Origin of the sequence: Alteromonas sp. KC3, from assembly GCF_016756315.1 — a bacterium.
GTDB lineage: Bacteria > Pseudomonadota > Gammaproteobacteria > Enterobacterales > Alteromonadaceae > Alteromonas.
The window spans coordinates 1,929,462-1,954,441 of record NZ_AP024235.1 but is presented as its reverse complement, the minus strand read 5'-3'; the positions used below and the strand labels follow the sequence as shown (position 1 = coordinate 1,954,441).

Here is a 24,980-nt window from a genome sequence, read left to right as displayed (position 1 = left end):
GGACGAACGAGAGAGTAATGTGAAATGAAAATTTTAATTGCGGATGATGAAGCACCGTTGTTACGCTTTTTATCTCGCGGCCTAACGGCCGAGGGATACGAATGTGTAGAGGAAAGCACGTTACACAATCTTGTTACTCGCATTCGACAAGAATCGCCTGCTATCGCTGTTTTAGACCGAATGTTTGGCGATGAAGACAGCGTGGAGTTACTCAGTACCATTAAAGCAATGCCCAATGCGCCTATGGTGTTACTACTCACAGCCGTTGATGATGTAAAAGAGCGGGTAAACGGGCTAAAACTTGGTGCAGACGACTATCTATGTAAACCATTTGATTTTGATGAACTGTTAGCCAGAATAACTGCACTTAGCCGCAGAGCGTCAGCCCCGCAAGACAGAAAACATCGCGGGGTCGGCCCGCTCATTATTGATGAAGAGTCCAGAATTGCCACGTTAGAGGGTCAAGAATTATCCCTTACTAAGTTAGAATACGACACGCTCTATTACTTTGTTGAAAATGCCGGCAAGGTCCTTTCCAGAGAACGTATTTTAAGCCGCGTGTGGCGAAGCCATAGCGACCCGCTTACCAACGTTGTAGATGTCTACATAAGTCGCCTACGCCAAAAGCTTGCCCAATGTGAATCCCTTCACATTGAAACATTAAGAGGCAACGGATACCGACTATCGCAAAAACAATAGCCTACCTTTTTGTACTAACAAAGTAGTTAAAAAGCGGCACACTTGTGTGTAAAGTGGAGGTTTCGAAGATCAACACGGATGTATTATGCCAGAACGCCTTCACCAACTAAGTACACCATCCTCGGCTACTGACGACACCTTAGAAAGTGAACCAAAGCAACATGTAGAAACAAAAGATATTGTTACGCCATATGCCTTTGGCGTGTCTGATTCACTACTTGGTACTCGATTAGCTACCCCTTTTCAACGTGGTGTAGCACAAGGTATCGACTTGTTTTTAGTTGTGGTACTGAGCTCTCTTAATGCATTTTTTCTAGCGGTTATCGCTACAGCCACATTTTATAAGGCTAGTAATAATTTGGCGCATAATCCAAAGCGCGCAACCACGCGAGCGTTACTAAGAGTTGGTGGCGCTATCATGTTGTTATGGACAGTGCTACTTGCACTTGATTTCGCATTTGAGGAGCCTGCTTATCAAGTAGATAATGAGTATTCACACTACGACGATAACACTGCAGATTCAATGGAAATTGAAAATGAGGAAGCCATTGTTGGAAGTACACCCTCTGCGACTTCAACCTACAGTATCATTGAATGGATAAAGGGGTTCATATCAGACCTCGGACTGGGTTTCGGCTGGGCAGCACTGTATTACAGTGTGTTTACTGCATGGTTTAATGGAAAAACGCCCGGCAAACGCATGATGAACATTCGTGTGCTTAAGCTTGATGGTAGCGGGCTCTCATTATGGGAAAGCTTCGGACGCTACGGCGGCTATGGTGCTGGATTAGCAACTGGCTTACTAGGCTTTATGCAAATATATTGGGACCCTAATCGACAAGCCATTCAGGATAAAATATCTGAGACCTTAGTTATAAGCGCATCAAAATAAAAAATAGCCCAGTACACACTACTGGGCTAAGTGCTACCCTGAAGGCTTGGGAGTACCTGTTAAGGGCGCTAGGTGACCACATGTTTGAGGTCAAGGAGAACACACTGATGAATACTTTCGCATCCACACCGTTATAGTACTGCAGCCTCCTTTCGTTATCATTGGCGCAACATTAATAGAAGATTAATAGCGCATTAACCGATTCTGTGTCGCACAGTTCCCGCTAACGTCACCACTGCAATGTCACGTTGAATTGAACCTAAATGTTCGGCACACGTAAGCAATCTATTAACTATACTTTGCATTACGTAATTGCCATCTAAAGCGCACTGTTCTTTATTGTGTGCTTTTTTACTACCTCGATTAGTAGCCGCCGACTAATCACAAACAAAGCAATGTTTGTCGCAGTCTGACAAAAAAGCCCGGAGACATTATGAAGATTTCGATGCGCGTAAATAATAATGAGCGCGAACTTGAAGTAGACGGACAAACGCCGCTGCTTTGGGTTTTGCGCGATGAACTTAACATGACAGGCACAAAATATGGTTGTGGGAAAGCGCAATGCGGAGCCTGTACTGTTCATCTAAATGGTAATGCTGTTCGCTCTTGTGTCACGCCAATCAGTGCCGTTAACAACAGTTCTGTCACTACTATTGAAGGTATAGATAACAAAACAGCTGCTGCCGTAATGAAAGCATGGAAATCTTTGGATGTGCCGCAATGCGGTTTTTGTCAATCTGGGCAAGTAATGAGCGCTGTAGACTTACTAACGAAAAAGCCAAATCCAACAGATGAAGATATTGACGCGGGTATGGCAGGCAACCTTTGCAGGTGCGCCACTTATGTGCGCATACGTCAAGCCATTAAAAATGCTGCAGCTGAATTGGAGGCCTAAGAATGCATATGCCACAGGAAAAAACCGCTTTTAACCGCCGCCAGTTCTTAAAGGCAAGTGTCGGTATTGCCACAGGTCTGATAGTAGGCTTGTACCTTCCTCTTCGTAACCGAGCCGTTGCCAGTCAAGATACGCCCATGCAACCCAATGCATATATTCACCTGAAACCCGACAACACCATTACGGTTTTGGTAAAACACATAGAAATTGGGCAAGGTGCATTTACCGGCATGACTACCTTAATTGCTGATGAAATGGATGCAGATTGGTCACAAATGAAAGCTCAACATGCACCCGCGAATGCTGAATTGTATAAAAACTTGGCATTTGGCATACAAGGTGTTGGTGGTTCAACAGGGCTTGCAAACAGTTACATGCAGATGCGCAAAGCGGGTGCCATGATGCGCGATAGCCTGGTAAGAGCCGCTGCAGATAAATGGAATGTGAGCCCTGACAGTATTGAGGTAACAAAAGGCGTTATACATCACAAAGCCTCTGGCAAAAGTGCTGTTTTTGGAGAGTTAGCAGAGGCCGCATCAAAAATTGAACCCAACCAAAATCCCGCTCTAAAGTCTCCTGAATCATTTATTTACATTGGTAAGCCAGTGCCAAAAATTGATACTACCGTTAAAACCAACGGCACAGCGCAATTTACTCAGGATGTTCAACTACCTGATATGCGCTATGCGGCCGTTGCTCATCCTAGTCATTTTGGCGCAACGATCAAAGAGGTTGATGACTCAAAAGCTATGAAGGTTGCCGGTGTTCTAGGCGTGCATAAAATCAGTAGCGGTGTTGCGGTAGTTGCGACTTCCACTTATGCGGCAATAAAAGGTAGAGACACGCTTAAACTCACCTGGGATACAACGAAAGCGGAAACGCGTTCTACTGATGATATAACGCAAGAGTATGTGGATAAAACCACAACCACAGGAATAAAAGCTGCAAGTCACGGAGATACAACGTCTGCACTTAAAAACGCACAAAGCACGTTTGAAGCCGTTTACACCTTTCCTTACCTTGCCCATACCCCTATGGAAACGCTGGATGCGGTAGTAAGAGCGAATAAAGATGGAACGGTTGAGGTTTGGATGGGTAGCCAAATGCAAACTGTTGACCAAGGAACGGTAGCATCTGTATTTGGCGTGAAGCCTGAATATGTTTCAATAAACACGCAATTAGGGGGTGGTACATTTGGTCGACGCGCCCAACCTACCAGTGGTTTTGCAAAAGAAGCTGCTGAAATAGCTAAAACGCAACCTAAAGGTACCCCAGTGAAACTAATGTGGACCAGAGAAAATGACGTACAAGGGGGGCGCTATAGACCACTCACCGTTCATCGCGTGGTTACGGGAACCGACAACAAAGGCAATATCAGCGCATGGCAGCATGTTATTGCCACTCAGTCTATTGTAGCGGGCTCGCCGTTTGAGCAAATGATTAAGGATGGTATTGACCCAACATCAGTGGAAGGTGCAAGTGATTTCCCCTACACCATCGCAAATCGTGATGTTTCATTGCATACCATGAGTAATCCTATCCCTGTGTTGTGGTGGCGTTCGGTGGGGCATACTCACACGGCATACGTGGTCGAAACAGCCCTTGACCACGCCCTTTCTAGAACAGAAACCGATCCTATTGAAGGACGCCGTGCACTGCTGAAAGATTCGCCGCGAGATTTAGGCGTATTAAATGCGGTGGTTAAACTTGCTGATAGTGCCGGAAAAGCACCTGTGGGCCATGCCCGCGGCATTGCCGTGCATAAATCGTTTGGCACTTATGTTGCGCAAATTGCTGAAGTTACCAAAACTGATGACGGCTTGGTGAAAGTAACGCGCGTTTGGTGTGCGGTAGATTGTGGACTGGCAGTAAACCCCGACATTGTGCGGGCACAAATGGAAGGTGGCATAGGGTTTGGTTTAGGCGCTATTCTCGAAGAAGAAATTACGCTAGGCAAAGGTGGTATGGTTGAGCAAAGTAACTATGACTCCTATCACCCATTGCGCATGCCATCTATGCCAGAAGTCGAGGTGGTTATCGTTCCATCAGGAGAATCTCCCACAGGTGTCGGAGAACCAGGCGTACCACCGATTGGTCCTGCTGTGGCCAACGCATGGCGTTCGCTAACGGGTCAAATGATCACCAACCTCCCGATGAACAAAGCGATCCGACGCGCCCAGGAGGCATCATGAACCCTATTAAAGTAACGCTGCTATTTATCACAATTACGCTGTTGGGTGCGACTTTGCTTGACCGAGTACACGCTCACAACCATAGTGCAGATGATGCCAGTTCATTAAAAGCACCTGAGGATTTTAAGCATTTATCTTCAGAGGAAGCATATTCCAAAGCCGTATTCAAGGAACTGGGCAAAGTTATTCAGCATCCAAGATGTATTAACTGCCATGTTGAAGATGTACTATTGCAAGGTGACGACCAAAAACCACACATGCCACCTGTCGAGCGGGGCGTAGCGGATATTGGCGTACCGGGTATGATGTGCAGTACATGTCATGGCGCTCACAATGTGGATGTGAAAGAAGACTGGTCAATGCCCGGTCACGCACCTTGGAAAGCCGCACCCATCAAGCAAAAATGGCTGGGCAAATCGCTTAGCGAGATTTGTGCACAATTGAAGGATCCTGAACGCAATGGCGGAAAGTCGCTTGATGCCGTGGTTAAGCACATAGCCGAAGATGACCTAGTGGGCTGGGGTTTTCACCCCGGTAAAGGTCGAGAAAAAGCGCCAGGAACGCAGGAAGAAGCTGGCGCATTAGCAAAGGCCTGGGTGAAATCAGGTGCGCATTGCCCGTCTCAAAGCATGTAGTTTAGCTATATAACACAACACTGAAGGTCAGCTTACTATGGTTTAACCGTTTTGAGCTGACCTTATCATGTCGATATGCGGTATATCATCCTCGAGGTACATGTCAGACGTCGCCACAAAACCAAAGCTCTCGTAAAAGCCTTTTAAGTATTCTTGCGCACCTATTTCAATATCTTGACCTGGCCATAAGTTCTCACAATGCGCTATAGCACTTTGCATTAGCAGTTTACCTGCGCCCTTCCCTCTAAATGATTGACGCGTAGCCACACGCCCAATGCTTATAGACGGGTAACTTAATCCGGCTGGTAAAAGTCGTGCGCATGCCACTAACTCTTCGTCTTTAAAGCCCATTAAGTGGTGAGTTTCGCTGTGGCGGTCTTTTTCATCTAGTTCCGGATAAGGGCAATTTTGCTCCACAACAAACACGTCTACGCGTAACTTGAGTAACTCGAATAATTGATTATTGCTCAGTTCGTCAAAAGTAAGTGCTTTCCATGTAACTGTTTTATCCGTAGCTTTTACCCCAGGATCTACTGTCCCCATAACTATATGACCTCACGCGTATTTTAGTAATCTTTTATACCTTGATGATGCCTTACCCACTTAAATATTCAAGACACATTTTCCATAAGTGAAAAGCAAACGCGCTAAGTCTATTTTGAAAGGTAAAGCGTCTGCTTTAGCACTTAAAGCTCGCTATTAAGCGCGATAAACTTATCAGCTAATTCATCAAGGGTTTCTTTGTATAATGGATCAGGTTTTACGACGTCTATTGGGCAGACTGCCACACAGGTTGGCGCATCATAATGACCTACACACTCGGTACAGCGAACAGGGTCAATTTCAAACACTTTTTTCCCCATACTAATGGCTTTATTCGGACATTCCGGCTCGCACATATCACAATTTATACAAGTCTCTAAAATTTTAAGCGCCACCTGTTACCCCTTTGCATACTGCTTGTCTTGTTTAAACGGATTGCGTGTATCAACGCCTTCGCTTAAGTTCCTTAACAATAATGCGTATGACAGGTCGACTTCAGATGGCACGGGTATTTTTACTTGATGACCTGAGCCTTTGGCATCGTCAATGGCATGGCCATTTTTGTCTAGCATGCTGTCCAGTATGAAATGCAAATTACCTTGTGGTGTCATCAACTCAAGTGAATGCCCCACACAAAACTTATTTTTTACGTCAACAATGGCAAAGCCGGTGGTTTCGCATCGCGATACCACTTCGCCCACAAACTGCTGCTTGTCACTTACCGAATGGCCATATTCGTAATTCTGGTACGCGTGATGAGCATGACGGCGAAGAAATCCTTCGGTGTATCCACGATGCGCGAGGGTCTCTAAACTGGCCATTAAGTTTATATCAAACGGCTTTCCCGCCACCGCATCGTCAATGGCCTTGCGATACACCTGTGCCGTTCTAGCGCAGTAATAATGTGATTTAGTTCGACCTTCTATTTTTAAACTGTGTACTCCCATTTGGGTAAGTCGCTCAACATGCTGAACTGCGCGCAGATCTTTTGAATTCATGATGTAGGTGCCATGCTCATCTTCAAATGCAGGCATGAGGTCACCAGGCTTTTCTTTTTCCTCAAGCATGAACACGTTAGAGCTCGGCTCGCCGTCACCAAGCGTAGGAATGACAGCGTTTGGATCTACTTGAGTAACCCCTGCTTGAACAATCTCTCCCGTTTCATTCTCTTGTGCACCTTTCACGTCATACGACCATCTGCACGCATTGGTGCAAGTCCCCTGATTGGGATCCCTTTTATTCATGTATCCCGATAGAAGACAGCGACCAGAGTAAGCCATACAAAGCGCGCCATGCACAAAGACTTCAAGCTCCATGTCAGGGACTTGCTCTCGAATTACCTCAATTTCTTCAAGCGACAATTCGCGCGACAAGATCACGCGCTCGATACCTTGTGTTTGCCAAAATTTTACCGTTGCATAGTTCACGGCATTTGCTTGAACGCTTAAGTGTATGGGCATTTCAGGATATGCTTCACGCACCAACATAATAAGCCCAGGGTCCGACATAATTAACGCATCTGGTTTCATTGCGATTACAGGGGCAATATCTTTAAGGTAGGTGTTAATTTTACTGTTATGAGGCGCAATATTACTGACCACGTAAAACTTTTTGCCCTTCGAGTGGGCCTCTTTTATACCAACTGCCAAATTTTCTAAGCTGAATTCGTTGTTCCTTACACGCAACGAATAGCGAGGCTGACCTGCATAGACAGCATCTGCACCATAGGCAAACGCATAACGCATATTGCGCAAGCTGCCTGCTGGGGCCAACAATTCGGGAACAGCTACAGGTGAAAGTGCTGATGAAGGTGAATTAACATTAGGTGTTTCAATTGACATAGGTAAACCGCTACTAGACGCTTTAAGTAAAAGCGGCGGATTCTATTGAGCGCTAGCACATTCAGCAATCGCTAGATAAGACGGACTTGATGGAGATCAATAAAATAGTCGCACAACTAGTTTTTTGCGTTTAAGTAGGTGTTTTCTGCCAGTGCATTTTTTATATAGGTAATAAAAAGTTTTACTTTTTCTTGATTGTGACGTCCCTCAAGACTAACGGCTTGAATAGGCAATACCGTGTCTTCAAAGGTATCCAATACTTTTACCAACTCCCCACTTGCGAGCTCCTCTGCCACTTGATACGACATGCATCGCGTTACGCCAAATCCGCGCTTAACCGCGTTAATTGCGCTTCTATTTTGATTACACTGATACCGCGGTTTTAGCTTTACGGTTATCGGTTTTTCGTTCTTGTGGTAAGTCCACACGGCGGGCTCATTAAAACGGGTGGGATACACAATAGTATGCTGTTTCAAATCTTCAGGCGTAATTATAGGGCTATTCTCTTGCAAATAGTGAGGCGAAGCGCAGGTCACTCGGCCAACAAAACCCACTGTTGTTGCATATAATGACGAATCTTTAGGCTTACCGATGCGAATGGCCACATCGATATTATGCTCTATCAAATCCACGATATTGTCATACATAAATCCATTAACCGACACATCGGGAAAATCCTGTAAAAACGAGGCAATTATGGGCGTTACATAGCGCTCGCCAAATAAAATAGGCGCAGTAACGTTCAGTACGCCACTGGGTTTTATTTGAATACCCGCCACTTGTGCTTCTATATGATCGATGTCTTCAAGGATCCGCTTTGCGTGAGTGAGATACTGCCCTCCCGCTTCGGTTAAACGAATTCGCCGTGTCGTTCGATGAAACAGCTTCGTATTCAGCGATTGTTCAAGCCAAGACACAGCTCGAGTTGCCGCTGGTGCAGAAATTGTCAGGGCTTCAGCCGCTAACACAAAACTATTGTGTGCTTCGACAGTAACAAACACTCTCATTGCAAATAGCTTGTCCATCGTTCTCTCCCGTCACTTTTCGTCACTCACAAATCAACTATTACAAATAATGAAATAATAACTTTCAAAAATACACAATTATTTTCCAATGAATTAGCAATATTCTTATTACATGAACCTAGCAATACCCGTTACGCCAATAAGGAGTTAACAATGCGACCACCGCTTCCACCATTCTCTGATGGCAGTGCTGCTGAAAAAGTACGTCTTGCTGAAAACGCATGGAATTCTAAAGAGCCTGTCACTGTTGCGAATGCTTACACGTTTGACTGTGAGTGGCGCAATAGAGCTGAATTCATAACTGGCAGAGCCCAGATTGTGAGTTTTCTCACCCGCAAATGGAACCGAGAGTTGGACTACAAGCTTGTAAAAGAGCTTTGGGCTTACAAAGAAAATCGCATTGCTGTGCGCTTTGCTTATGAATATCGCAATGACTCAAACCAGTGGTTTCGCGCCTACGGGAACGAAAATTGGCAATTTAACGCCGAAGGCCTTATGGAAAAACGTATTGCAAGTATTAACGAACATCCTATTTCAGCCGATTCCCGCCGTCTAACCTGGGAAGGTGCTACGCGCCCAGATGACTTTCCAAACTTAACTGAACTTGAATTTTAACCCGTAAACGAGGAAGAACTTATGTCTACTAATATAGTTTCACCTATCACCCTTTATCAAAATATCAAATCTGGACACTGCCATAAGGTGTCTTTATTTATGCACCTCATCGATGTGCCTTTTACTACCGTAGAGCCCGATATGGCCAGCGGCGAACACAAAGGTGATGCATTTTTAGCAATGAACCCATTTGGTCAAGTCCCTGTTATTCAAGATGGTGGCATTACGCTATCAGACTCCAACGCCATTCTTAGTTACTTAGCAAGCGCACATACTTCAGAGCCTTCAAAGTGGTTAGGAGAAACTCCACAAGAAATCGCAGCCATTCAGCGTTGGTTTTCAGTTTCTGCAGGTGAACTCGCACGCGGGCCAGCAGCAGCACGACTAGAGTATGTATTTGGTGCAACTATTGATGTTGAACGTGTACTCGCCACTTCGGCTTCATTGTTGACGACTATGGAGCGTCATTTGGCAGAGCAAAACGAAAAGTACTTGGTAAGTAATCGACTAACTGCAGCAGATATCGCGATGTACAGTTATATTGCTCACGCTCCAGAAGGTGGTGTTTCATTGGTTAACTACCCCAATATCAATGCGTGGATTGGCAACATTCAAGCTTTACCTGGCTTTGTTGCTATGCCGAGTTCAGAAATTGCAGAAGCTCGAGTATAAATTATGAAAACGCCTCATTCTTCAGACAGTTTAGTACCCGTGTTTCACGAGGGCGAAGTGTTTGCGCAAGATACGTTAGGGATCTCCAAAACGATAGCGCAACGAACACAAGGCTTTATTCGCCCCTTTATGCCAGCCCAGCACAGAGCATTTTTTGAATCCGGACCATTAATGATGGTAGGACTACTCGACCAATCTGGTCACCCGGTAGCGTTACCTGTTTGGGGAGATGAGGGGTTCGTTCGCTCACCTTCTGAAACGCGCTTGCAACTTGGCTTGTCTCAGGGCGCCTTTGCGTTAATCGATACGCTACTGGGTCTTGATGTAAACACTGGCAGTAAAATAGGCATACTTGGTTTAGAGCTCGCGACCCGAAGACGTAATAGGCTCAATGGCGTAATAAGCCATTTAAAGGGGAGTGATATTCATGTATCTGTTGAGCAGAGTTTTGGTAACTGCCCACAGTATATTCATACCAGAGACACGCAAAAAGTCAGTAACTCAGGCGCTTTGCAGAAAGTAACTCACAAAAATGTTCAACGGTACAACGGCCTCACTACTCATCTGCAACAGGTGGTGTCAACGGCTGAAACCTTTTATATTGCATCGCGTCACGCCACGCTCGGGCATAATTCAAATGAAGGTATAGACGTGTCTCATCGCGGTGGAAAATCAGGTTTTATTAACGTTGAGGCTAATTCATTGCTCATACCTGATTTTAGCGGAAACAAGTTTTTCAACACCATTGGCAATATTGTACTAGATGGACGTGTGGGGTTATGCTTTTTTGAAAATACGACGGGTACGCTTCACTTTATACAAGGTAATGCCACTGTCATTTGGGAAACGGACACGCTGCCTGCCTTTGACGGCGCTGAACGCTTTATTCACATCACTGTTGAAAACGCAATAAGCATAGATAAGGTCTACCCTTTCCGACACGAGGTCATCACACGCTCACCTGCCGTTGATAGCACTGGCGTGTGGTAAATGACTGCATTCTTTATACTCAATGAAGTGGGGCTACAAAAAGCCCCTATGTATGTTCAATTTAGCTTGCAATGTTCTGAAAAGTCCCTGCATCAAGTACTTGCTTGCGTGCCTCGAATCTACATATGTAGTTCCAATTCCAACTTTTGTCATACTTATGGCACAGCCCCCAACTCAACCCAGGTGCTTCTGTGGTTTGAATGTCCTCTCTAAAAAGCCCGATAGCTTCAGGCGCACCTTTTATATGTGCCATTATTTCAAAGTTCAGGCCATCATTGGCAAATTGAATCGTATTCTTCTCAGGGCCATCGGTAGTTAGTAGTGTCGCGATGCCACCGTTATAATTCCAAACAACGACTTCGTGGCCACTATTTGAAATCGGGTTTAATTCAGATTTGGTGTACGGTCCAAGCGGTGATTTGGCAATTGCTACGCCATGTTTTATTTCTCGTCCGCCCATATTCATCGACTCCCCCATTGTCTCTCCTTTGTAATAGAGGTAATACTTTCCTTGGAAAGATAGCAGGCATGGGTCATGAACTTTATGGCTATCAAAGCTTCCCTTAGATTTGACGTGGAATCGGTTGTCCTCGTCCCCTATCCACTCACCATCCTTAGCAGGAGAAACAATAGGCTGAGGTGACTTCTGCCATGGCCCAAAGGGACTTTTAGCATGAGCAATGGCGATTTCTTCGTACTGCCTATTTGTATAGGGTGCTTTTACGCTTTGATAGACTAAATAGTAATTATCCCCCTCAACAAAAACCTCTGGAGTAAAAACCGCGCGGTCGTCATAACAACCAGGTGCGCCTCTTGATATCGCTACTCCTTGTTCCTTCCATGTTTCGCCGTCTTCCGAAGTCGCATGCCAAACTTCAGTAAGATCCCAAGGAAATACTTTATCTTCAAGATTTGAAGACCCAAAACCCACAGTCTCACCTTCACCTTTGGTGTACCAACAATGAAATACACCGTCTACTTTAACAATAGATGAAGGGTCTCTACGAATTATCCCTTCTTGATATGCAAAATCGCCTTTTAACGGGTAGACATCAAATTCTGTCATCCATTCGGGACCTTTTTTATCATATCCCCTTTCGATGGCTCTCTTGGTGGCTAAGCTCATTGGCTGAGTCATTACTATTCTCCTTTACCACACTGCTGTTTGATTTCGTTCTTGGCTTTTTCGGTACTCTCTTGCGGTACAATGGCACCGTGATGCTGGACAACTTGCCGTGCCATAGCATCAGCCGCAGCAACTGAGGTTGATACATCTTCACCTTTAAGGCGTGAGGCAAGATAAACACCAGCAAAAGAATCTCCAGCAGCGGTTGTATCCGTTTGCTTTACCGGTTTAAATGCTTGCCGGTAAACACATTCGTAGTCTACGTAAGCAAACATTCCTTGTTTTCCTGCCTTTACTACAAATTCTTTGCAATTTTGAGAGCTTAGGTAATCAACAACATCGTTGACATTTTCATGGTCATATACCGCTTTATGGTCATCAAGACCTGGTAATGCAATATCAGCAAGTTGATATGCTTTATCAAACCAAAGCTTTGCATGTTTATGTCCACTCCACATTGACGGTCGATAGTTTGGATCAAATGCTATCTTCACTCCACTAGACTTACAAACAGAGACGAGCTCTATGAGCTTTTGTTTGTCATCTTCAGACATAATGCTCAGTGCTATACCGCTGAAAAACAGCATATCAACATCTTGAATAACAGTATTGCGAGCTTGATGTAGTGACATCATTACGCGAGCAGCTGATTGCTCTCGCCAATAATCAAAGCTTCTTTCACCATCTTTATCGATTACTATGCTGTATAGACCAATATTTCTATTTCTACTGCGTGCGACATACTCTGTGTCGATCTCGTGCTGCTCAAAAAAAGACAACACTTTACTACTAAAATTGTCCACTCCTACTGCACTATAAAAAGCACATTTCAAAGAAGTGTCCCAACGCTTTGCATAGATAAGTGCGTTGAGTGTATCCCCCGCAAATCCCAATCGGCATAGCTCTTCACTGTGATTAAATGAAGCAAGCTCGACCATGCACTCTCCAATAGCAAGTAATGATTTTCCATGATTATTTTGTGGCATAACTTACAGCCCTTTCGCCAATTGCTTTGAAGCGAAAAAAGCTTCAATTTCTTCAATACTTTTGTTTTTGGTTTCTGGCATTAATTTAAACAACACAATAAATCCAACGACTCCACATACTGTGTAGAACAAGAAAATATCTGCTGCTCCCATATTAGATAACTGCCAAGGAAAGAACTGCTGGACCAAATAACTCACGATACTGGCGATAAGAGCGAAGGCAGGTATCGCAACACCTCGAACTCGGGTAGGGAATATTTCAGAAAAAAGCACCCACATTACGGGCCCTATAGAAAAATGAAATGCGGCAATAAAACTAGAAATACCCACTAGCACCAACATGCCATTCATTGTTGTGCTGGCTTGTAAGATCTCACCTTCAAATTGCTTAGCTACATCAATTCCAACCGTATCTTGAAGCGCATGCTTAAAAGCAATATCCGACTGGTAAACAACGCCTTCAAGTTGGGTTAGTGCAGACAGCTCGGAAAATCGTTTTAATTGCAGTAGTGCTTGCTCGTTTACTTCATAAGTTGCCGAACTGAACCCTAGGTAACATGCAAACAAACTGATTGCTGCCCATGCCAACCCCCAAACTATTAGCGGTCTCCTACCTAGCTTATCTATTAGTAAAATGGCGAGTACAGTAAAAAACACACTAATAGTTCCAACAATAGCAGCTTGGAGAAATGCTGCATCAGAGCCTATTCCCACTTGCTCGAAAACCGTTGGAGCGTAAAACATAATGGCATTAATACCTGTTATTTGCTGAACAATTGCTATTGTCACCCCCACTAATGCAGCTGTTCGTACATGACTAGAAAATAATATTTTAAAAGATTCCTTCACGCTCGCTGACGCACCTCCATCTTTTTGCAGATTCAATCTGACATTGGCTAGTTCTTTACGCGCCAGCTCCATTGGCATCATCGATTGCATTACGAGGAGAGCTTCATCATCACGTCCCTGCATTACCAACCATCTTGGGCTTCTCGGTATTTTAAAGAGCAATATAAACCATATGATGGCCGGCAAGATTTCAACTGCAAGCATCCATCTCCATGTGGCGGTGTCTAAGGCAATTGCGTGAACCCAAGTTAGATCTGACTTGCTCAATTGTACAATGCCATAGTTTGCAAAGTACGCTGCAGATAGCCCTACTACAATGTTAATTTGAATCATAGACACTAACTTTCCCCGCCATTGAGGAGGAGCAACTTCTCCAATATACATAGCCGCCACTGACAACGAGGTAAATGCCAATCCGCCGATAAATCTAGCGGCAACCAATGTCTCGAATGAAAAAGCTATTACAGAAAAAACTGCAGAAAACAAGTAAAGGAAAGAGATAATAAGTAAAGTGGTTCTTCTACCAAAAGCATTGCAAATTTGCCCTGTCACAAGAAGTGCGAAGAGCACTCCAAAACCAGGGGCACTTACTACTGCACCTATTTCTAAATCGCTCAAACCGAATTCCATTGTGATGAACTTAACGGTACCCGATATAAGTGCTGCATCTAATCCAAATATAAACCCACCTAGGGCCACGATAACTGCATTCGCAATAATTTGTCTGGAGTTCATTCTTGATCTTCTTTACCATTGTTAATGGTTAGTTAAAACACCAACCTAATCATGACGAATATCTTAACTCATCACGCCATAATTGTTAACAATAAAATATAAACAATTACATCATACTTAAAGACATTAATGTGTTATTAGCTGTGATATATAAGGTTTTGTAAGTACTATCAAAAGCAACATTTGACGTGACATTTGGAATAGAAATACGACCAACCAACACTAAATTGCTATCGAAAACAAAAAGCCCCCCTGGGCCTGTCGCGAACAACAGTCCATTATTGTGAAAAGCTAAGCCATCAGGAAGACCGCTAGAGTTTTCACCCTCTATGTCTTTATGCTCATGTATAAGTGTTTTCTTCGTAACTGAATTATCGTCGCCCAGCTCAAGCCGATACCATGCTTTATGTTTTTCGTCAGACACCGCTACCACTAAATAGCTTTCATCTAACGCTAGAGCTATCCCATTTGGAAAACTAAGTTCACTTTCTAATAAATAAAGCTGGTCCGCTTTAGTGAATAAAAAGACGCCTTGAAACGGTAGCTCTTTGTCTGGATCATCTATACCTTTGGGTAACCCGTAAGGAGGGTCAGTAAAAAACAAGTCACCTGTTGTGTTAAACACACCATCGTTTGGACTATTCAAGCGCTTTGAATCATAAGAAGTAATTATATTTTCATAAGTAGAGTTCGGCTTATCAACATCTCCTTTCATCAAGCTTACCGTTCGATTTCGAGATTGTAGCAATAACAACTTTCTATCTGGAGACATGATTAGACCATTAGAAAAGCGACTGTCACTTAAAAACTCTGTAACTCCCGACTTTTCACTGTAGTGGTATACTTTACTGGCTGGGATATCAGAAAATAAAAGCCCATTTAACTCGTTTACCCAAACAGGCCCTTCTGTCCATTGGAAGCCACTCTGTAATACACATAATTTACTGTCTTTAGTTACTACACTTAACAACTCCAAATTTGTAGAACTAAGGCGTTCACCTAAAGACTCGCATTCTTTGGCAAGCGCGAGTTTTCCAGACAAAGCAAATATGCCAGCTATACAAAAAATTCTCCATTTGTCTTTACATTCCATAATAATCACTTCTCAAACCTACGTTGATATAACGAGTAGTTGACTTGCTTGACAGATTTAATAAATGGCTTGTATGGAATATCTGCAACTGAGACAAAACCTACGTTGTAGTTTTCTCCATCATAAGCGCGCCCTGCAATTGGAGAGTCAATGTACTGAAACCAGTGAGCCCCTACAAAATAAGGATTATCGATTACAGAGTTCATATAAGTTTCGTACATTTGCCCACGTATTTCTTGTGTATGAGCTCCAATTAAACCTGGGTTGAATAAACCAGAATCCAAGGCTCCCATATGAAACTCTCCGATAATAGAAGGCATATCTAGCTCTTCTAGAAAATGCCAAAATACAGGGTTAATACCCTCTCTGTAGTAGTTATAACTCATTACATCAACATGCTTCGCAGCTGCCCTGCGCAGTTCTGGTGTCATACCCCAGTCCGCAAACCTAGCCCCCATATAGAGATGATTGGGCATGTATTTACCCATCGAATCAGCTACCGTTTTAAAATAGGCTTCCGCATAAAAGGTGAGAAGTTCACTGTAGTCTTGAATTGCCTCCGTTGAATTAAAGTTGATTGCAAAGCCTTCATTTAATTCGTCAAAGCTAACGAAGGATACATCCCAATTTTTGTTTAGAGTCTGGATGTTTTCGTATCTATTTTTTAGCCACTCAACAAAAGCTGTTTTTGCAGGACTATCGCTTGCATTAAGCGCCATCGTACCCGCTATTAGACCGAATTGAGATTCGGGGCTCCCCATAATCCCCCAACTCTTTTCGTTATCGATAAACACTCCTACGCACCAAGGGCTATCTTTAACTTCTAGCGCTATCTGTTTCACTGTAGCGTCAGTTCGTTCAACGAACTTTTTATCAAAAGGGTCGGGAATAGGCGCCCAATAGTCATTGCCTGAGCTTACCGTTTTGAAATCACCAATTATCCAGCCATTAGCAAAATATGGGAAGTTGTCATTGTCGTAAAAACGCGTATCAATCCAGTTACCAAACGAAGTGAAACCCCAGCTTTGCATACGGTTAACCGTATGTGACTCCCACTTATCTAGTACTCCGTCTACCCTCATGTCTCCAAATTTCCTAGACAAATTCGCCATGTAATAACTGTAGGTTTCGCCTTTGTCGATCGTTCCCGTATGCACAGAGCGTCGATAGCCATAAAAGTTACCTAAATCTTCATTATAATCGGGTAAGGAAGTAAACATATTGGCACGTATGGCAGATGCCTCGAAGCGATGCTCCGCTGCTGCATTACTCAGCCTATTGAGGCCCATTGAATCTTCAGGCGTTAAATCAGTACTCGCCCGTGATTTAACATAGGCGTCAGGCACATCAAACCCGGTGATAGTAGATGTATTTGCCATTCGAACATTGGCTATTCCTGTGGAGAAAAACAAATACCCTTCGGGGTCTACAAGGGCCCATTTTCCATCATGCTTTTCAGTGCGAAAATACCCCGTACTTTCTAATTTTGGTCCATTGAGATACCCACCAAATTTGCTCCTATCAGTGGGAACTTGCGCTTGAAGTTCAACGCTTTCTTCTTTGAAATGTTGTCGCAAATCGTCGGTAGAGGTTACTTTGCCTTCAAAATCAATTTTATTGTTTTGGCCAAATTCGTCGACAATGTGCTTCACCGAATCTTGAATAAAAGAGGTTGGGCGTACTGCTCTAATATCTCTTACTGTGATATATTTATCGGCCATTACCCCCATCACTTGGAAGGTAATTGATTTGATTTTACTGACATCTATCTCTTTTGAGCCCGTTCTCCATATTAGCTGAGTATAGTCGGTGTCCCAATGTTTGGGGTTTGAACGCATACCAGTATCCAAGGAAACATTCTCCCCTTTTATCAAAGAATAATAAGATGCAGAAGAATGAGGAGGTATAGCGCTATTGCGATTGTGTTTTTTCCCGTGCACATCAGTTAGGGCTACATGAAGGTGTACAGGCTCACTGCTCGGGTTATCAATATCCATTACTACGGCGACCGTGTCATTCAAACTAAAATCCCACGTCGACTCAGCATTAATAGTTAAAAATGGTTTATTTGCTGATGCTGCGTTAAATTTTATATTGAGTTGCCCTTCTCCATCGTCTGCGGTTGAAATTTGCCAATCTACTGCATTAGCGTTTATCAAGCTTTTAGTGTCTTCATTTAACGTAACCATCGACTCAAGCATGTCGTGTGAAGTATTACTTTCATGTTGCGAAGCCAACTCTTTCGTGTCAGTAATTAAATATGCTTCGCGCTTTGCGCACGCCTGAAGCCCAACCGCAGCCAAAACACACGTGGCAACCACGCCAAACCTGGTTCGAATAGTCATAATAACCCTTGAAAAATATCATTCGTCTTACCAAAAACCTTACTTTCTATAATACAACTGTCAACAACTTTGTTAACATTTTACAAAAAAGCTATTCTTTAAGTAATCTCTTCAATAAATATTAACAACACAATCAACGACATAGAAAAAAATTGTAAATTTAGCGTTGCAATTTTCACCCAATTGTAAATTCACTCTTCCCCACAAATCAAAAGTTTGCTATTAATTGTTAACAATGTACAATTGATGAATATATGTTTTATAAGGATGCGAAAGTGACAGCAATCCCTTTAAGTACAAATCACGTTTCTGCCAGTGGTATCAAAGATGTGGAGGTTAGTTATTACGTTATCCCACTCCCCGAAGTGTTAAGCGACGCAAAACACGGTGACCATACACATTTTGAGTTAATTACGTGCACAGTGACATGCGGAGATGGTACCCAAGGCACTGGCTATACCTATACAGGTGGTAAAGGCGGACAAGCTATATTCAGCCTTTTAAAATATGACTTAGCCAAATTTTTGGTAGGTAAAGATGCTGATTGCGTTGAGTCTATCTGGGAGCAAATGCAATATGCATTGCACTATGTGGGTCGTGGTGGTTTAGTAAGTTTTGCGATATCTGCCGTTGATATTGCCTTGTGGGACATTCGCTGCAAGCGCATCAAACAACCCCTTTGGCGTCTAGCGGGCGGTTTTTCAGATAGGACCCCTTGCTACGCTGGAGGAATAGACCTTAATTTCAATGAAGAAAAGCTTATATCAAACGTAGACGGATATTTGAAAAAAGGGTTCAAGGCAGTAAAAATAAAAGTGGGTAAGCCTGATATAAATGAAGATATTGCCCGTGTCGCAGCAGTTCGAAATCACATCGGAGACAGCGTCGCTTTTATGGTTGACGCCAACTATTCTATGTCTCCTGAACATGCTATTCGATTTGCCAACGCCATTGAAAAATACAATATTCATTGGTTTGAAGAACCGACAATCCCAGACGACTATCAAAGCTATTCACGCATTGCATGTGCTACCAACATCCCTCTAGCAATGGGCGAGAATTTACATACGTTGTATGAGTTTAATTATGCCATCAATCAATCAAAACTCTCGTACCTTCAACCCGATGCATCGAATATTGGCGGGATTACTGGCTGGTTAAAAGTTGCGAGCCTCGCTCATATAAATAACCTGAAAGTTTGTAGTCATGGAATGCAGGAGCTTCACGTATCATTGATGGCTTCCCAACCTAATGCAGGAATGATGGAATACCACTCGTTCCCCATAGATGCTTATACGAAGCACCCGGTCACTTTAGATAAAGACGGCTTTGCCGTTGCGCCAAATGTCATCGGTGTAGGCGTAATTTTTGATAAAGAAAAACTTTCACCGCATAAGGTCATGTAAGGAATAATTATGTTTTCAGCACAGTATATAGGTAACAAGACGTTTAACGTCCAGTCCGGAACGGCTATTCCACCAGGGCCTGGCGAAGTTCGATTGAATGTAGGATATGTGGGTATTTGCGGTACTGACATGCACATTTACCATGGTGTCATGGATGCACGAGTTTCGCCACCTCAAATTATCGGTCACGAAATGTCAGGTGTAGTAGCGGAAATTGGACAAGGAGTTACTAACGTAGCACTGGGCGATAATGTGGTAGTAAGACCGTTGGATTATTGTCTTGAGTGTCCAGCATGTAAAGCCGGACACTCGCACGTTTGTCAAAACTTAAAATTCATGGGGATAGACACTCCTGGAGCCTTCCAGAGCTCTTGGACAGTTAAAGCAAGAACATTACATAAGTTACCAAGTAATGTTTCGTTAAAAATGGGGGCACTGGTAGAGCCTCTTGCTGTTGCATGTCACGATGTTTCACGTGCACGTGTTTCTCAAAATGAAGATGTTATCGTTATTGGCGGTGGCCCTATTGGACAATTAGTGGCTTTAGTTGCTAAAGCTAAAGGCGCTAACGTAATGATTTCTGAAGTAAATGACACGCGCCGAAAATTTGCTGAAAATAACGGTATAAAAACTGTTGACCCTATTAACCAAGATGTCATTGAGCAGGTAAATACATGGACAAATGGCAAGGGCGCTGATGTTGTTTTTGAAGTATCAGGTGTGCAAGCCGCTGTTGATGTAATGACGGAAATTGCGGCAGTAAGGGGGCGTATTTGCATGGTAGCTATTCACTCCCAAAAGCCACAAGTAGATTTGTTTAAGTTTTTCTGGAAAGAGCTCGAGCTTTTAGGTGCTCGCGTATATGAGCACGAAGACTTTGAACACGCAATATCCTTAATTGCAAATGAGTCGTTAGATTTAGCCCCTTTCATTAGCTCAGTAAACCAATTATCAAACATTGGAGATGCGTTTAAGTCGATGGACGGAAACCCTTCGGGTATGAAAGCGCTTGTGTCGCTTATTGAGGAGGTACAATAATGAGCGAACTGTTTAGTTTAGAAGGGAAAACAGCATTGGTGACCGGCTGCAGCAGAGGCATAGGTCAAGCGATGGCAATAGGATTGGCACAAGCTGGCGCTGATATTATAGGAGTTTCAGCCTCACTAACTCATGGTAGTGAAACTGAAAAGGGCGTTGTTGGATCAGGAAAGCGCTTTTCGGCTTATCAGTGTGACTTCAGCAACAGGGGTGACGTTTATAAATTTATTGAAAAAGTGAAAAGCGATCATCCAAAAATAGATATATTAGTGAACAATGCCGGTACTATTCTAAGAGATCCAGCAACGAACCACAGTGATGAATACTGGGATAAGGTTATCGAAGTTAATCTCAATGCTCAATTTATTCTTAGCCGTGAGATAGGCAAAGGTATGGTTGCAAATAAGTCTGGCAAAATCATTTTTACAGCTTCATTATTAACTTTCCAAGGTGGAATAACAGTACCTGGCTATGCCGCGAGCAAAGGAGCAATTGGGCAGTTAACAAAAGCACTTGCTAATGAGTGGGCAGGACAAGGAATAAACGTTAACGCGATAGCACCTGGTTATATTGCCACAGACAATACAGAGGCACTAAGAAATGACCCACAAAGAGCGGCATCTATCCTAAGTCGTATACCTCAAGGACGTTGGGGGGAGCCTACTGACTTTGTGGGCCCAACGGTATTTTTAGCATCTAAGGCATCTGACTACATGAATGGCGCTACTGTGCTCGTTGATGGCGGATGGATGGGAAGATAATTCATGTTTAAATACAATAAAAAGCATTTTATTAATGGCCAATACTGTGAATCAGCTTGCGCTGAGTCTATTCCAGTTTTAAATCCTTCAACAAGCGAAGCAGTGGGTGAAGTGCCGCTAGGCTGTGAAGATGATGCAGAGCAAGCGCTCATTAGTGCACAGCGGGCTCAAAAAGGATGGGCAAAAAAAACGGCGAGAGAAAGAGCAAGCGTGCTACGAAAATTCGCACAGCTCATACGAGATAACTCCCCTTCCCTAGCACCTTTAATCGTTCAGGAGCAGGGCAAACTTATTGGCGTGGCTGAAATGGAAGTGGCTGTAACCGCTAGTTTCATTGATTATGCATGTGACAATGCACTCACCATTAGCGGCGACATTCTGCCCTCAGATAACGAAAACGAAAAAATTTATATTCACAAAGTACCGCGCGGCGTGGTTGTTGGTATTACAGCATGGAATTTTCCGTTAGCGCTGGCTGGCAGAAAGATAGGCCCAGCCCTAGTAACAGGAAACACTATGGTGTTAAAACCTACAGAAGAGACTCCGCTTTCAACACTGATGCTTGGCGAATTGGCCAATCAAGCTGGAATTCCAGCAGGAGTGCTCAACATTATCAACGGTACGGGAAGCTCAGTAGGTCAATACCTGTGCGAAAGCCCTATCACCAAACTTATTACCATGACAGGTAGTACTCGGGCAGGTCAGCACATATATCAATCAGCTGGTAAGCATATGATACCTGTAATGCTCGAATTGGGTGGTAAAGCGCCCTTTATTGTTATGGAAGATGCTGATATAGACAAAGCGGTAAACGACCTAATAGACACCCGTTTTGCTAATTGTGGTCAGGTCTGTACCTGTGCAGAGCGCCTTTATATTCATTCAAATGTGTATGATGAATTTATTGAAAAGCTTACCCCTAAAGTCAGAGCATTAGTGGTAGGCGATCCAATGTCGCCGACAACGCAAATGGGCCCGAAAGTTAATGCTCGAGAGATTGACAATATTTCGTCTCTACTTGGTAAGAGTTTAGAACAAGGCGCAGAAATTATCACAGGTGGCAGTAAAACAAGTATTGACGGCTTTGAGAAGGGTCACTGGTTTGAACCTACATTGGTGGGCAATGTTGCACAAGATAACGTACTTATGCACGAAGAAACGTTTGGCCCTATTTTGCCAATCTGCAAAATTGACACTATAGACCAGGCTATTGCATACACAAATGACAGTGAATACGGACTATCCGCGTACTTATATACTAAATCACTTGCATATATAAACCAGGCCATTGAAGAGATGGAGGTTGGTGAAGTGTATGTCAATAGAGGTATCGGAGAGCAGCATCAAGGTTTCCATAATGGTTGGAAAAAAAGCGGAATGGGCGGCGAGGACGGACAATACGGTCTAGAGCAGTACCTTGATAAAAAAACTATTTATATGAACGAGGCAATTTAGCACGTTATACCTTTTCTTATATGCTCAGTCTCCGATAGTTATCTATCCGTGAAATTGAGCATATAGGAATAGACTAATAAATTACTTATTGCTAAAACAGTGTTTAATTCTGGGTAACCTGAATACTTTGTGACCAACACACTGAATCCTAAAGTGAATTAGTCTCGAATTTTCTATCGTTTCTTTCCACACTTTACGCCTGGCAACTACATTAAACTGAGCGCTTATTATCTGGTTAGTGCGCACTCAATAGTCAATATAGCCTAGTTTTCAACTATCATCTTTTCGCTGATTGAGTGAGAGAGTTTAACGAAGCCCACTAAATTTATCGTTTGGTTGAACTCATTTTCGAGATTTACCTCTATTGGGTTTGGTACCAAACTGCTCATTTCAAAAAGCCGTTGGCGAAAACTGCTTGTATTTATCGAACTCGTTGCCCGAGCATCAGCAAAGACCCAAAGCGACTCCGATATCACTATTTGAAATAGAGTACTAAGAGCAAAATCATAATTCTCTGCGCCTGGCGAGGCTCAACTCATTTATTTGTAATCCTCTTAAAAGCTTATCGATGTTTCATTATTGAAACCAAATTACTTTACAACAGCGTAACATTTGTTTATTTTGTTAACAATTAACTGTGATACAAATTAATATTAGGATAAACCGTTGCGATGAAAGTTTGGCTAGTCGTTTTGCGCTATCTATATTCCGCTTGTTGGGTTGCAAGCATTGGTATCGCGATAGGGATTTCTATGGAAGTACGCGCAGCTGAGCCTCATACAGCTTCATCAAACGCAAGAATAGTGCGCTGGGCGCATGTGTACGAAGCCTCTCATCCCCTTCATAAGTGGGCAGTATGGGCTAGTGAGCGCTTTTACGAAGAAACTAATGGAAGGTACAAGATTCTCGTCTATCCATCTTCTTTATTAGGGAAAGAGGGTCATCTCAATCAGAGTCTTAGTTTAGGTACTGTAGATATTATCTACACTGGTATCAGTTTTGCGGCGCAAACTCACCCTCCGTTGGGCCTCTCTGAATTACCCTACATTTTTGATGACATCTCTCATTGGCAACGTTTTTTTAAGTCCTCAATATTCCTTGATATGTCGGAAGACTACAGCGAGCTTGCTCGTGGAAATCGTATCGCAAGCGTTACTTATTATGGAACCAGACACATGACGGCAAACCGTCAAATAAATACACCCGAAGATATACAGGGGCTAAAAATACGTGTTCCAGGTGCAAAGGTTTACCACATTTTTCCTCTTTCTTTGGGGGCAAAGCCCAGCCCTATTGCCTTTTCAGAGGTGTACTTAGCGCTACAACAAGGGGTAGTAGATGCACAAGAAAACCCGTTGCCGACTATTTCCGCTAAAAAATTATATGAGGTGCAAACCCATATTAATTTAACAGGTCATATACTTGGCTCAATACTCACCATTACCAATAGCCGGTTTTTGAACGAGCTTTCCAAGAAGGACCAGGGCGTTTTATTAGGTCTACTAGAAGAAGCATCAACTCGCGCATCTCGAGATATAAAGCTGGAAGAACTCCAGCTCAAACGTTGGTTTATTGACAACGGAGTGGTAGTCCACACACTTGATACGCAGCCCTTTAAAAGTGCAACGCAACGTTATTTGTCAGATCGCCTTCCACCTAAGAGCCAAGGTATTTATGATAACATCCAATCTCTCTAGTAAGTCGACTCAAAGCACAAAGGAAAAAGTCGAATTAGACGAAAAAATAGCCATTACTTTGTTTTGGTTTTTGGGTTTAACGCTTACTGCACAAGTGTTAAGTCGCTATCTATTGAATGCGCCATTAGGCTGGACAGAAGAAGTCGCCCGATATCAATTGATTCTTCTAACCTTTTTAGGCGCTGCTCAAGGCTTTAGAAAACAAACCCACATTAGTTTTAGTTACTTCCAACTGCGCTTGCCCAGCAAAATTAAATATTGGGTTACTCGATGTGTTTTGGTTGTGAATTCGGTTACTTTGCTTTTCCTCGCTGCCTCTAGTCTTATTATTGCTTTAAAAATACAAAATCATGAGATGAGCGCACTAAACCTTTCATTTAGCTACTTATATAGCTTTATAGCACTGACTTTGCTTGCATGCTTTGTTCGTGCTGCACAGCAACTGTTCTCTTTTTTATTACAGAACACTTTTAATACAAGCGTAAATTAG

The 24,980-nt window shown here is 43.2% G+C and carries 23 protein-coding genes; 14 read left to right on the top strand and 9 right to left on the bottom strand.

Annotation, left to right across the window (positions count from 1 at the left end; genetic code table 11):
* Nucleotides 1-24: 24 nt before the first annotated feature.
* From JN178_RS08715 to JN178_RS08695, 5 genes are all read left to right on the top strand, one after another.
* A complete protein-coding gene (locus JN178_RS08715) occupies nt 25-699 on the top strand; it encodes a response regulator transcription factor (protein ID WP_202265341.1) in 675 nt (224 codons plus the stop codon).
* A gap of 85 nt (nt 700-784) precedes the next feature.
* Complete coding sequence (locus JN178_RS08710; protein ID WP_202265339.1) at nt 785-1,591, top strand: RDD family protein; 807 nt, start codon at nt 785-787, stop codon at nt 1,589-1,591.
* 433 nt (nt 1,592-2,024) lie between these two features.
* Nucleotides 2,025-2,486, top strand: coding sequence for a (2Fe-2S)-binding protein (locus tag JN178_RS08705; RefSeq protein ID WP_202265338.1), 462 nt, complete (start codon nt 2,025-2,027; stop codon nt 2,484-2,486).
* A 2-nt stretch (nt 2,487-2,488) separates the two neighbouring features.
* Entirely contained in the window at nt 2,489-4,678 is a 2,190-nt protein-coding gene (locus tag JN178_RS08700) for a xanthine dehydrogenase family protein molybdopterin-binding subunit (protein WP_202265336.1), read from the top strand.
* Nucleotides 4,675-5,313, top strand: coding sequence for an Isoquinoline 1-oxidoreductase subunit (locus JN178_RS08695; protein ID WP_202265334.1), 639 nt, complete (start codon nt 4,675-4,677; stop codon nt 5,311-5,313). The genes JN178_RS08700 and JN178_RS08695 overlap by 4 nt, the downstream gene beginning before the upstream one ends.
* A gap of 42 nt (nt 5,314-5,355) precedes the next feature.
* Here the strand turns inward: JN178_RS08695 and JN178_RS08690 are convergent, their stop codons facing one another.
* The 4 genes from JN178_RS08690 to JN178_RS08675 form a co-directional block, all read right to left on the bottom strand.
* Nucleotides 5,356-5,856, bottom strand: coding sequence for a GNAT family N-acetyltransferase (locus JN178_RS08690; protein ID WP_202265332.1), 501 nt, complete (start codon nt 5,854-5,856; stop codon nt 5,356-5,358).
* A gap of 143 nt (nt 5,857-5,999) precedes the next feature.
* The gene (locus tag JN178_RS08685; protein ID WP_202265330.1) at nt 6,000-6,251 is read right to left on the bottom strand and encodes a YfhL family 4Fe-4S dicluster ferredoxin; all 252 of its coding nucleotides are present in this window, start codon (nt 6,249-6,251) and stop codon (nt 6,000-6,002) included.
* A gap of 3 nt (nt 6,252-6,254) precedes the next feature.
* Nucleotides 6,255-7,697, bottom strand: coding sequence for a prephenate-dependent tRNA uridine(34) hydroxylase TrhP (trhP, locus tag JN178_RS08680; RefSeq protein WP_202265328.1), 1,443 nt, complete (start codon nt 7,695-7,697; stop codon nt 6,255-6,257).
* 116 nt (nt 7,698-7,813) lie between these two features.
* Nucleotides 7,814-8,722, bottom strand: a complete 909-nt coding sequence (locus JN178_RS08675; protein ID WP_202265326.1) for a LysR family transcriptional regulator — start codon at nt 8,720-8,722, stop codon at nt 7,814-7,816.
* Nucleotides 8,723-8,875: 153 nt separating this feature from the next.
* Here JN178_RS08675 and JN178_RS08670 point away from each other — a divergent pair, with 153 nt between their 5' ends.
* The 3 genes from JN178_RS08670 to JN178_RS08660 are packed head-to-tail and all read left to right on the top strand — an operon-like array spanning nt 8,876 to nt 10,999.
* Nucleotides 8,876-9,337: a nuclear transport factor 2 family protein gene (locus tag JN178_RS08670; RefSeq protein ID WP_202265324.1), complete on the top strand. Its 462-nt coding sequence runs from the start codon at nt 8,876-8,878 to the stop codon at nt 9,335-9,337.
* A 21-nt stretch (nt 9,338-9,358) separates the two neighbouring features.
* On the top strand, nt 9,359-10,009 hold the full coding sequence (locus JN178_RS08665) for a glutathione S-transferase family protein (protein ID WP_202265322.1): 651 nt from the start codon (nt 9,359-9,361) through the stop codon (nt 10,007-10,009).
* Between the two features lie 3 nt (nt 10,010-10,012).
* The gene (locus JN178_RS08660; protein WP_202265320.1) at nt 10,013-10,999 is read left to right on the top strand and encodes a pyridoxamine 5'-phosphate oxidase family protein; all 987 of its coding nucleotides are present in this window, start codon (nt 10,013-10,015) and stop codon (nt 10,997-10,999) included.
* 61 nt (nt 11,000-11,060) lie between these two features.
* Here the strand turns inward: JN178_RS08660 and JN178_RS08655 are convergent, their stop codons facing one another.
* The 5 genes from JN178_RS08655 to JN178_RS08635 form a co-directional block, all read right to left on the bottom strand.
* Nucleotides 11,061-12,137: a glycoside hydrolase family 117 protein gene (locus JN178_RS08655; RefSeq protein ID WP_202265318.1), complete on the bottom strand. Its 1,077-nt coding sequence runs from the start codon at nt 12,135-12,137 to the stop codon at nt 11,061-11,063.
* Between the two features lie 2 nt (nt 12,138-12,139).
* The gene (locus JN178_RS08650) at nt 12,140-13,111 is read right to left on the bottom strand and encodes a sugar kinase (protein ID WP_202265317.1); all 972 of its coding nucleotides are present in this window, start codon (nt 13,109-13,111) and stop codon (nt 12,140-12,142) included.
* Between the two features lie 3 nt (nt 13,112-13,114).
* Entirely contained in the window at nt 13,115-14,695 is a 1,581-nt protein-coding gene (locus JN178_RS08645; RefSeq protein WP_202265315.1) for an MFS transporter, read from the bottom strand.
* A gap of 106 nt (nt 14,696-14,801) precedes the next feature.
* Nucleotides 14,802-15,788 (bottom strand): SMP-30/gluconolactonase/LRE family protein, encoded by a 987-nt coding sequence (locus JN178_RS08640; RefSeq protein ID WP_202265314.1) that lies wholly within the window; start codon nt 15,786-15,788, stop codon nt 14,802-14,804.
* A 5-nt stretch (nt 15,789-15,793) separates the two neighbouring features.
* Complete coding sequence (locus tag JN178_RS08635) at nt 15,794-18,133, bottom strand: beta-galactosidase (protein WP_202265312.1); 2,340 nt, start codon at nt 18,131-18,133, stop codon at nt 15,794-15,796.
* A 254-nt stretch (nt 18,134-18,387) separates the two neighbouring features.
* Here JN178_RS08635 and JN178_RS08630 point away from each other — a divergent pair, with 254 nt between their 5' ends.
* The 6 genes from JN178_RS08630 (at nt 18,388) to JN178_RS08605 (ending at nt 24,980) form a co-directional block, all read left to right on the top strand.
* Nucleotides 18,388-19,539, top strand: a complete 1,152-nt coding sequence (locus JN178_RS08630; protein WP_202265311.1) for a mandelate racemase/muconate lactonizing enzyme family protein — start codon at nt 18,388-18,390, stop codon at nt 19,537-19,539.
* A gap of 9 nt (nt 19,540-19,548) precedes the next feature.
* Nucleotides 19,549-20,577 carry a zinc-dependent alcohol dehydrogenase gene (locus JN178_RS08625; RefSeq protein ID WP_202265309.1) on the top strand — a complete coding sequence of 343 codons (1,029 nt, stop codon included), beginning with the start codon at nt 19,549-19,551 and terminating at the stop codon, nt 20,575-20,577.
* On the top strand, nt 20,577-21,338 hold the full coding sequence (locus JN178_RS08620) for an SDR family oxidoreductase (protein WP_202265307.1): 762 nt from the start codon (nt 20,577-20,579) through the stop codon (nt 21,336-21,338). The genes JN178_RS08625 and JN178_RS08620 overlap by 1 nt, the downstream gene beginning before the upstream one ends.
* Before the next feature lie 3 nt (nt 21,339-21,341).
* The gene (gene aldA, locus JN178_RS08615; RefSeq protein ID WP_202265305.1) at nt 21,342-22,793 is read left to right on the top strand and encodes an aldehyde dehydrogenase; all 1,452 of its coding nucleotides are present in this window, start codon (nt 21,342-21,344) and stop codon (nt 22,791-22,793) included.
* A gap of 671 nt (nt 22,794-23,464) precedes the next feature.
* Nucleotides 23,465-24,490 (top strand): sialic acid TRAP transporter substrate-binding protein SiaP, encoded by a 1,026-nt coding sequence (locus JN178_RS08610; protein ID WP_202265303.1) that lies wholly within the window; start codon nt 23,465-23,467, stop codon nt 24,488-24,490.
* Nucleotides 24,468-24,980 (top strand): TRAP transporter small permease, encoded by a 513-nt coding sequence (locus tag JN178_RS08605; protein ID WP_202265301.1) that lies wholly within the window; start codon nt 24,468-24,470, stop codon nt 24,978-24,980. The genes JN178_RS08610 and JN178_RS08605 overlap by 23 nt, the downstream gene beginning before the upstream one ends.

Coding starts and splice junctions, on each gene's coding strand:
- JN178_RS08715 (WP_202265341.1), top strand. CDS start 25: ATGAAAATTTTAATTGCGGATGATGAAGCACCGTTGTTACGCTTTTTA.
- JN178_RS08710 (WP_202265339.1), top strand. CDS start 785: ATGCCAGAACGCCTTCACCAACTAAGTACACCATCCTCGGCTACTGAC.
- JN178_RS08705 (WP_202265338.1), top strand. CDS start 2,025: ATGAAGATTTCGATGCGCGTAAATAATAATGAGCGCGAACTTGAAGTA.
- JN178_RS08700 (WP_202265336.1), top strand. CDS start 2,489: ATGCATATGCCACAGGAAAAAACCGCTTTTAACCGCCGCCAGTTCTTA.
- JN178_RS08695 (WP_202265334.1), top strand. CDS start 4,675: ATGAACCCTATTAAAGTAACGCTGCTATTTATCACAATTACGCTGTTG.
- JN178_RS08690 (WP_202265332.1), bottom strand. CDS start 5,856: ATGGGGACAGTAGATCCTGGGGTAAAAGCTACGGATAAAACAGTTACA.
- trhP (WP_202265328.1), bottom strand. CDS start 7,697: ATGTCAATTGAAACACCTAATGTTAATTCACCTTCATCAGCACTTTCA.
- JN178_RS08675 (WP_202265326.1), bottom strand. CDS start 8,722: ATGGACAAGCTATTTGCAATGAGAGTGTTTGTTACTGTCGAAGCACAC.
- JN178_RS08670 (WP_202265324.1), top strand. CDS start 8,876: ATGCGACCACCGCTTCCACCATTCTCTGATGGCAGTGCTGCTGAAAAA.
- JN178_RS08665 (WP_202265322.1), top strand. CDS start 9,359: ATGTCTACTAATATAGTTTCACCTATCACCCTTTATCAAAATATCAAA.
- JN178_RS08660 (WP_202265320.1), top strand. CDS start 10,013: ATGAAAACGCCTCATTCTTCAGACAGTTTAGTACCCGTGTTTCACGAG.
- JN178_RS08655 (WP_202265318.1), bottom strand. CDS start 12,137: ATGACTCAGCCAATGAGCTTAGCCACCAAGAGAGCCATCGAAAGGGGA.
- JN178_RS08650 (WP_202265317.1), bottom strand. CDS start 13,111: ATGCCACAAAATAATCATGGAAAATCATTACTTGCTATTGGAGAGTGC.
- JN178_RS08645 (WP_202265315.1), bottom strand. CDS start 14,695: ATGAACTCCAGACAAATTATTGCGAATGCAGTTATCGTGGCCCTAGGT.
- JN178_RS08640 (WP_202265314.1), bottom strand. CDS start 15,788: ATGGAATGTAAAGACAAATGGAGAATTTTTTGTATAGCTGGCATATTT.
- JN178_RS08635 (WP_202265312.1), bottom strand. CDS start 18,133: ATGACTATTCGAACCAGGTTTGGCGTGGTTGCCACGTGTGTTTTGGCT.
- JN178_RS08630 (WP_202265311.1), top strand. CDS start 18,388: ATGTTTTATAAGGATGCGAAAGTGACAGCAATCCCTTTAAGTACAAAT.
- JN178_RS08625 (WP_202265309.1), top strand. CDS start 19,549: ATGTTTTCAGCACAGTATATAGGTAACAAGACGTTTAACGTCCAGTCC.
- JN178_RS08620 (WP_202265307.1), top strand. CDS start 20,577: ATGAGCGAACTGTTTAGTTTAGAAGGGAAAACAGCATTGGTGACCGGC.
- aldA (WP_202265305.1), top strand. CDS start 21,342: ATGTTTAAATACAATAAAAAGCATTTTATTAATGGCCAATACTGTGAA.
- JN178_RS08610 (WP_202265303.1), top strand. CDS start 23,465: ATGAAAGTTTGGCTAGTCGTTTTGCGCTATCTATATTCCGCTTGTTGG.
- JN178_RS08605 (WP_202265301.1), top strand. CDS start 24,468: ATGATAACATCCAATCTCTCTAGTAAGTCGACTCAAAGCACAAAGGAA.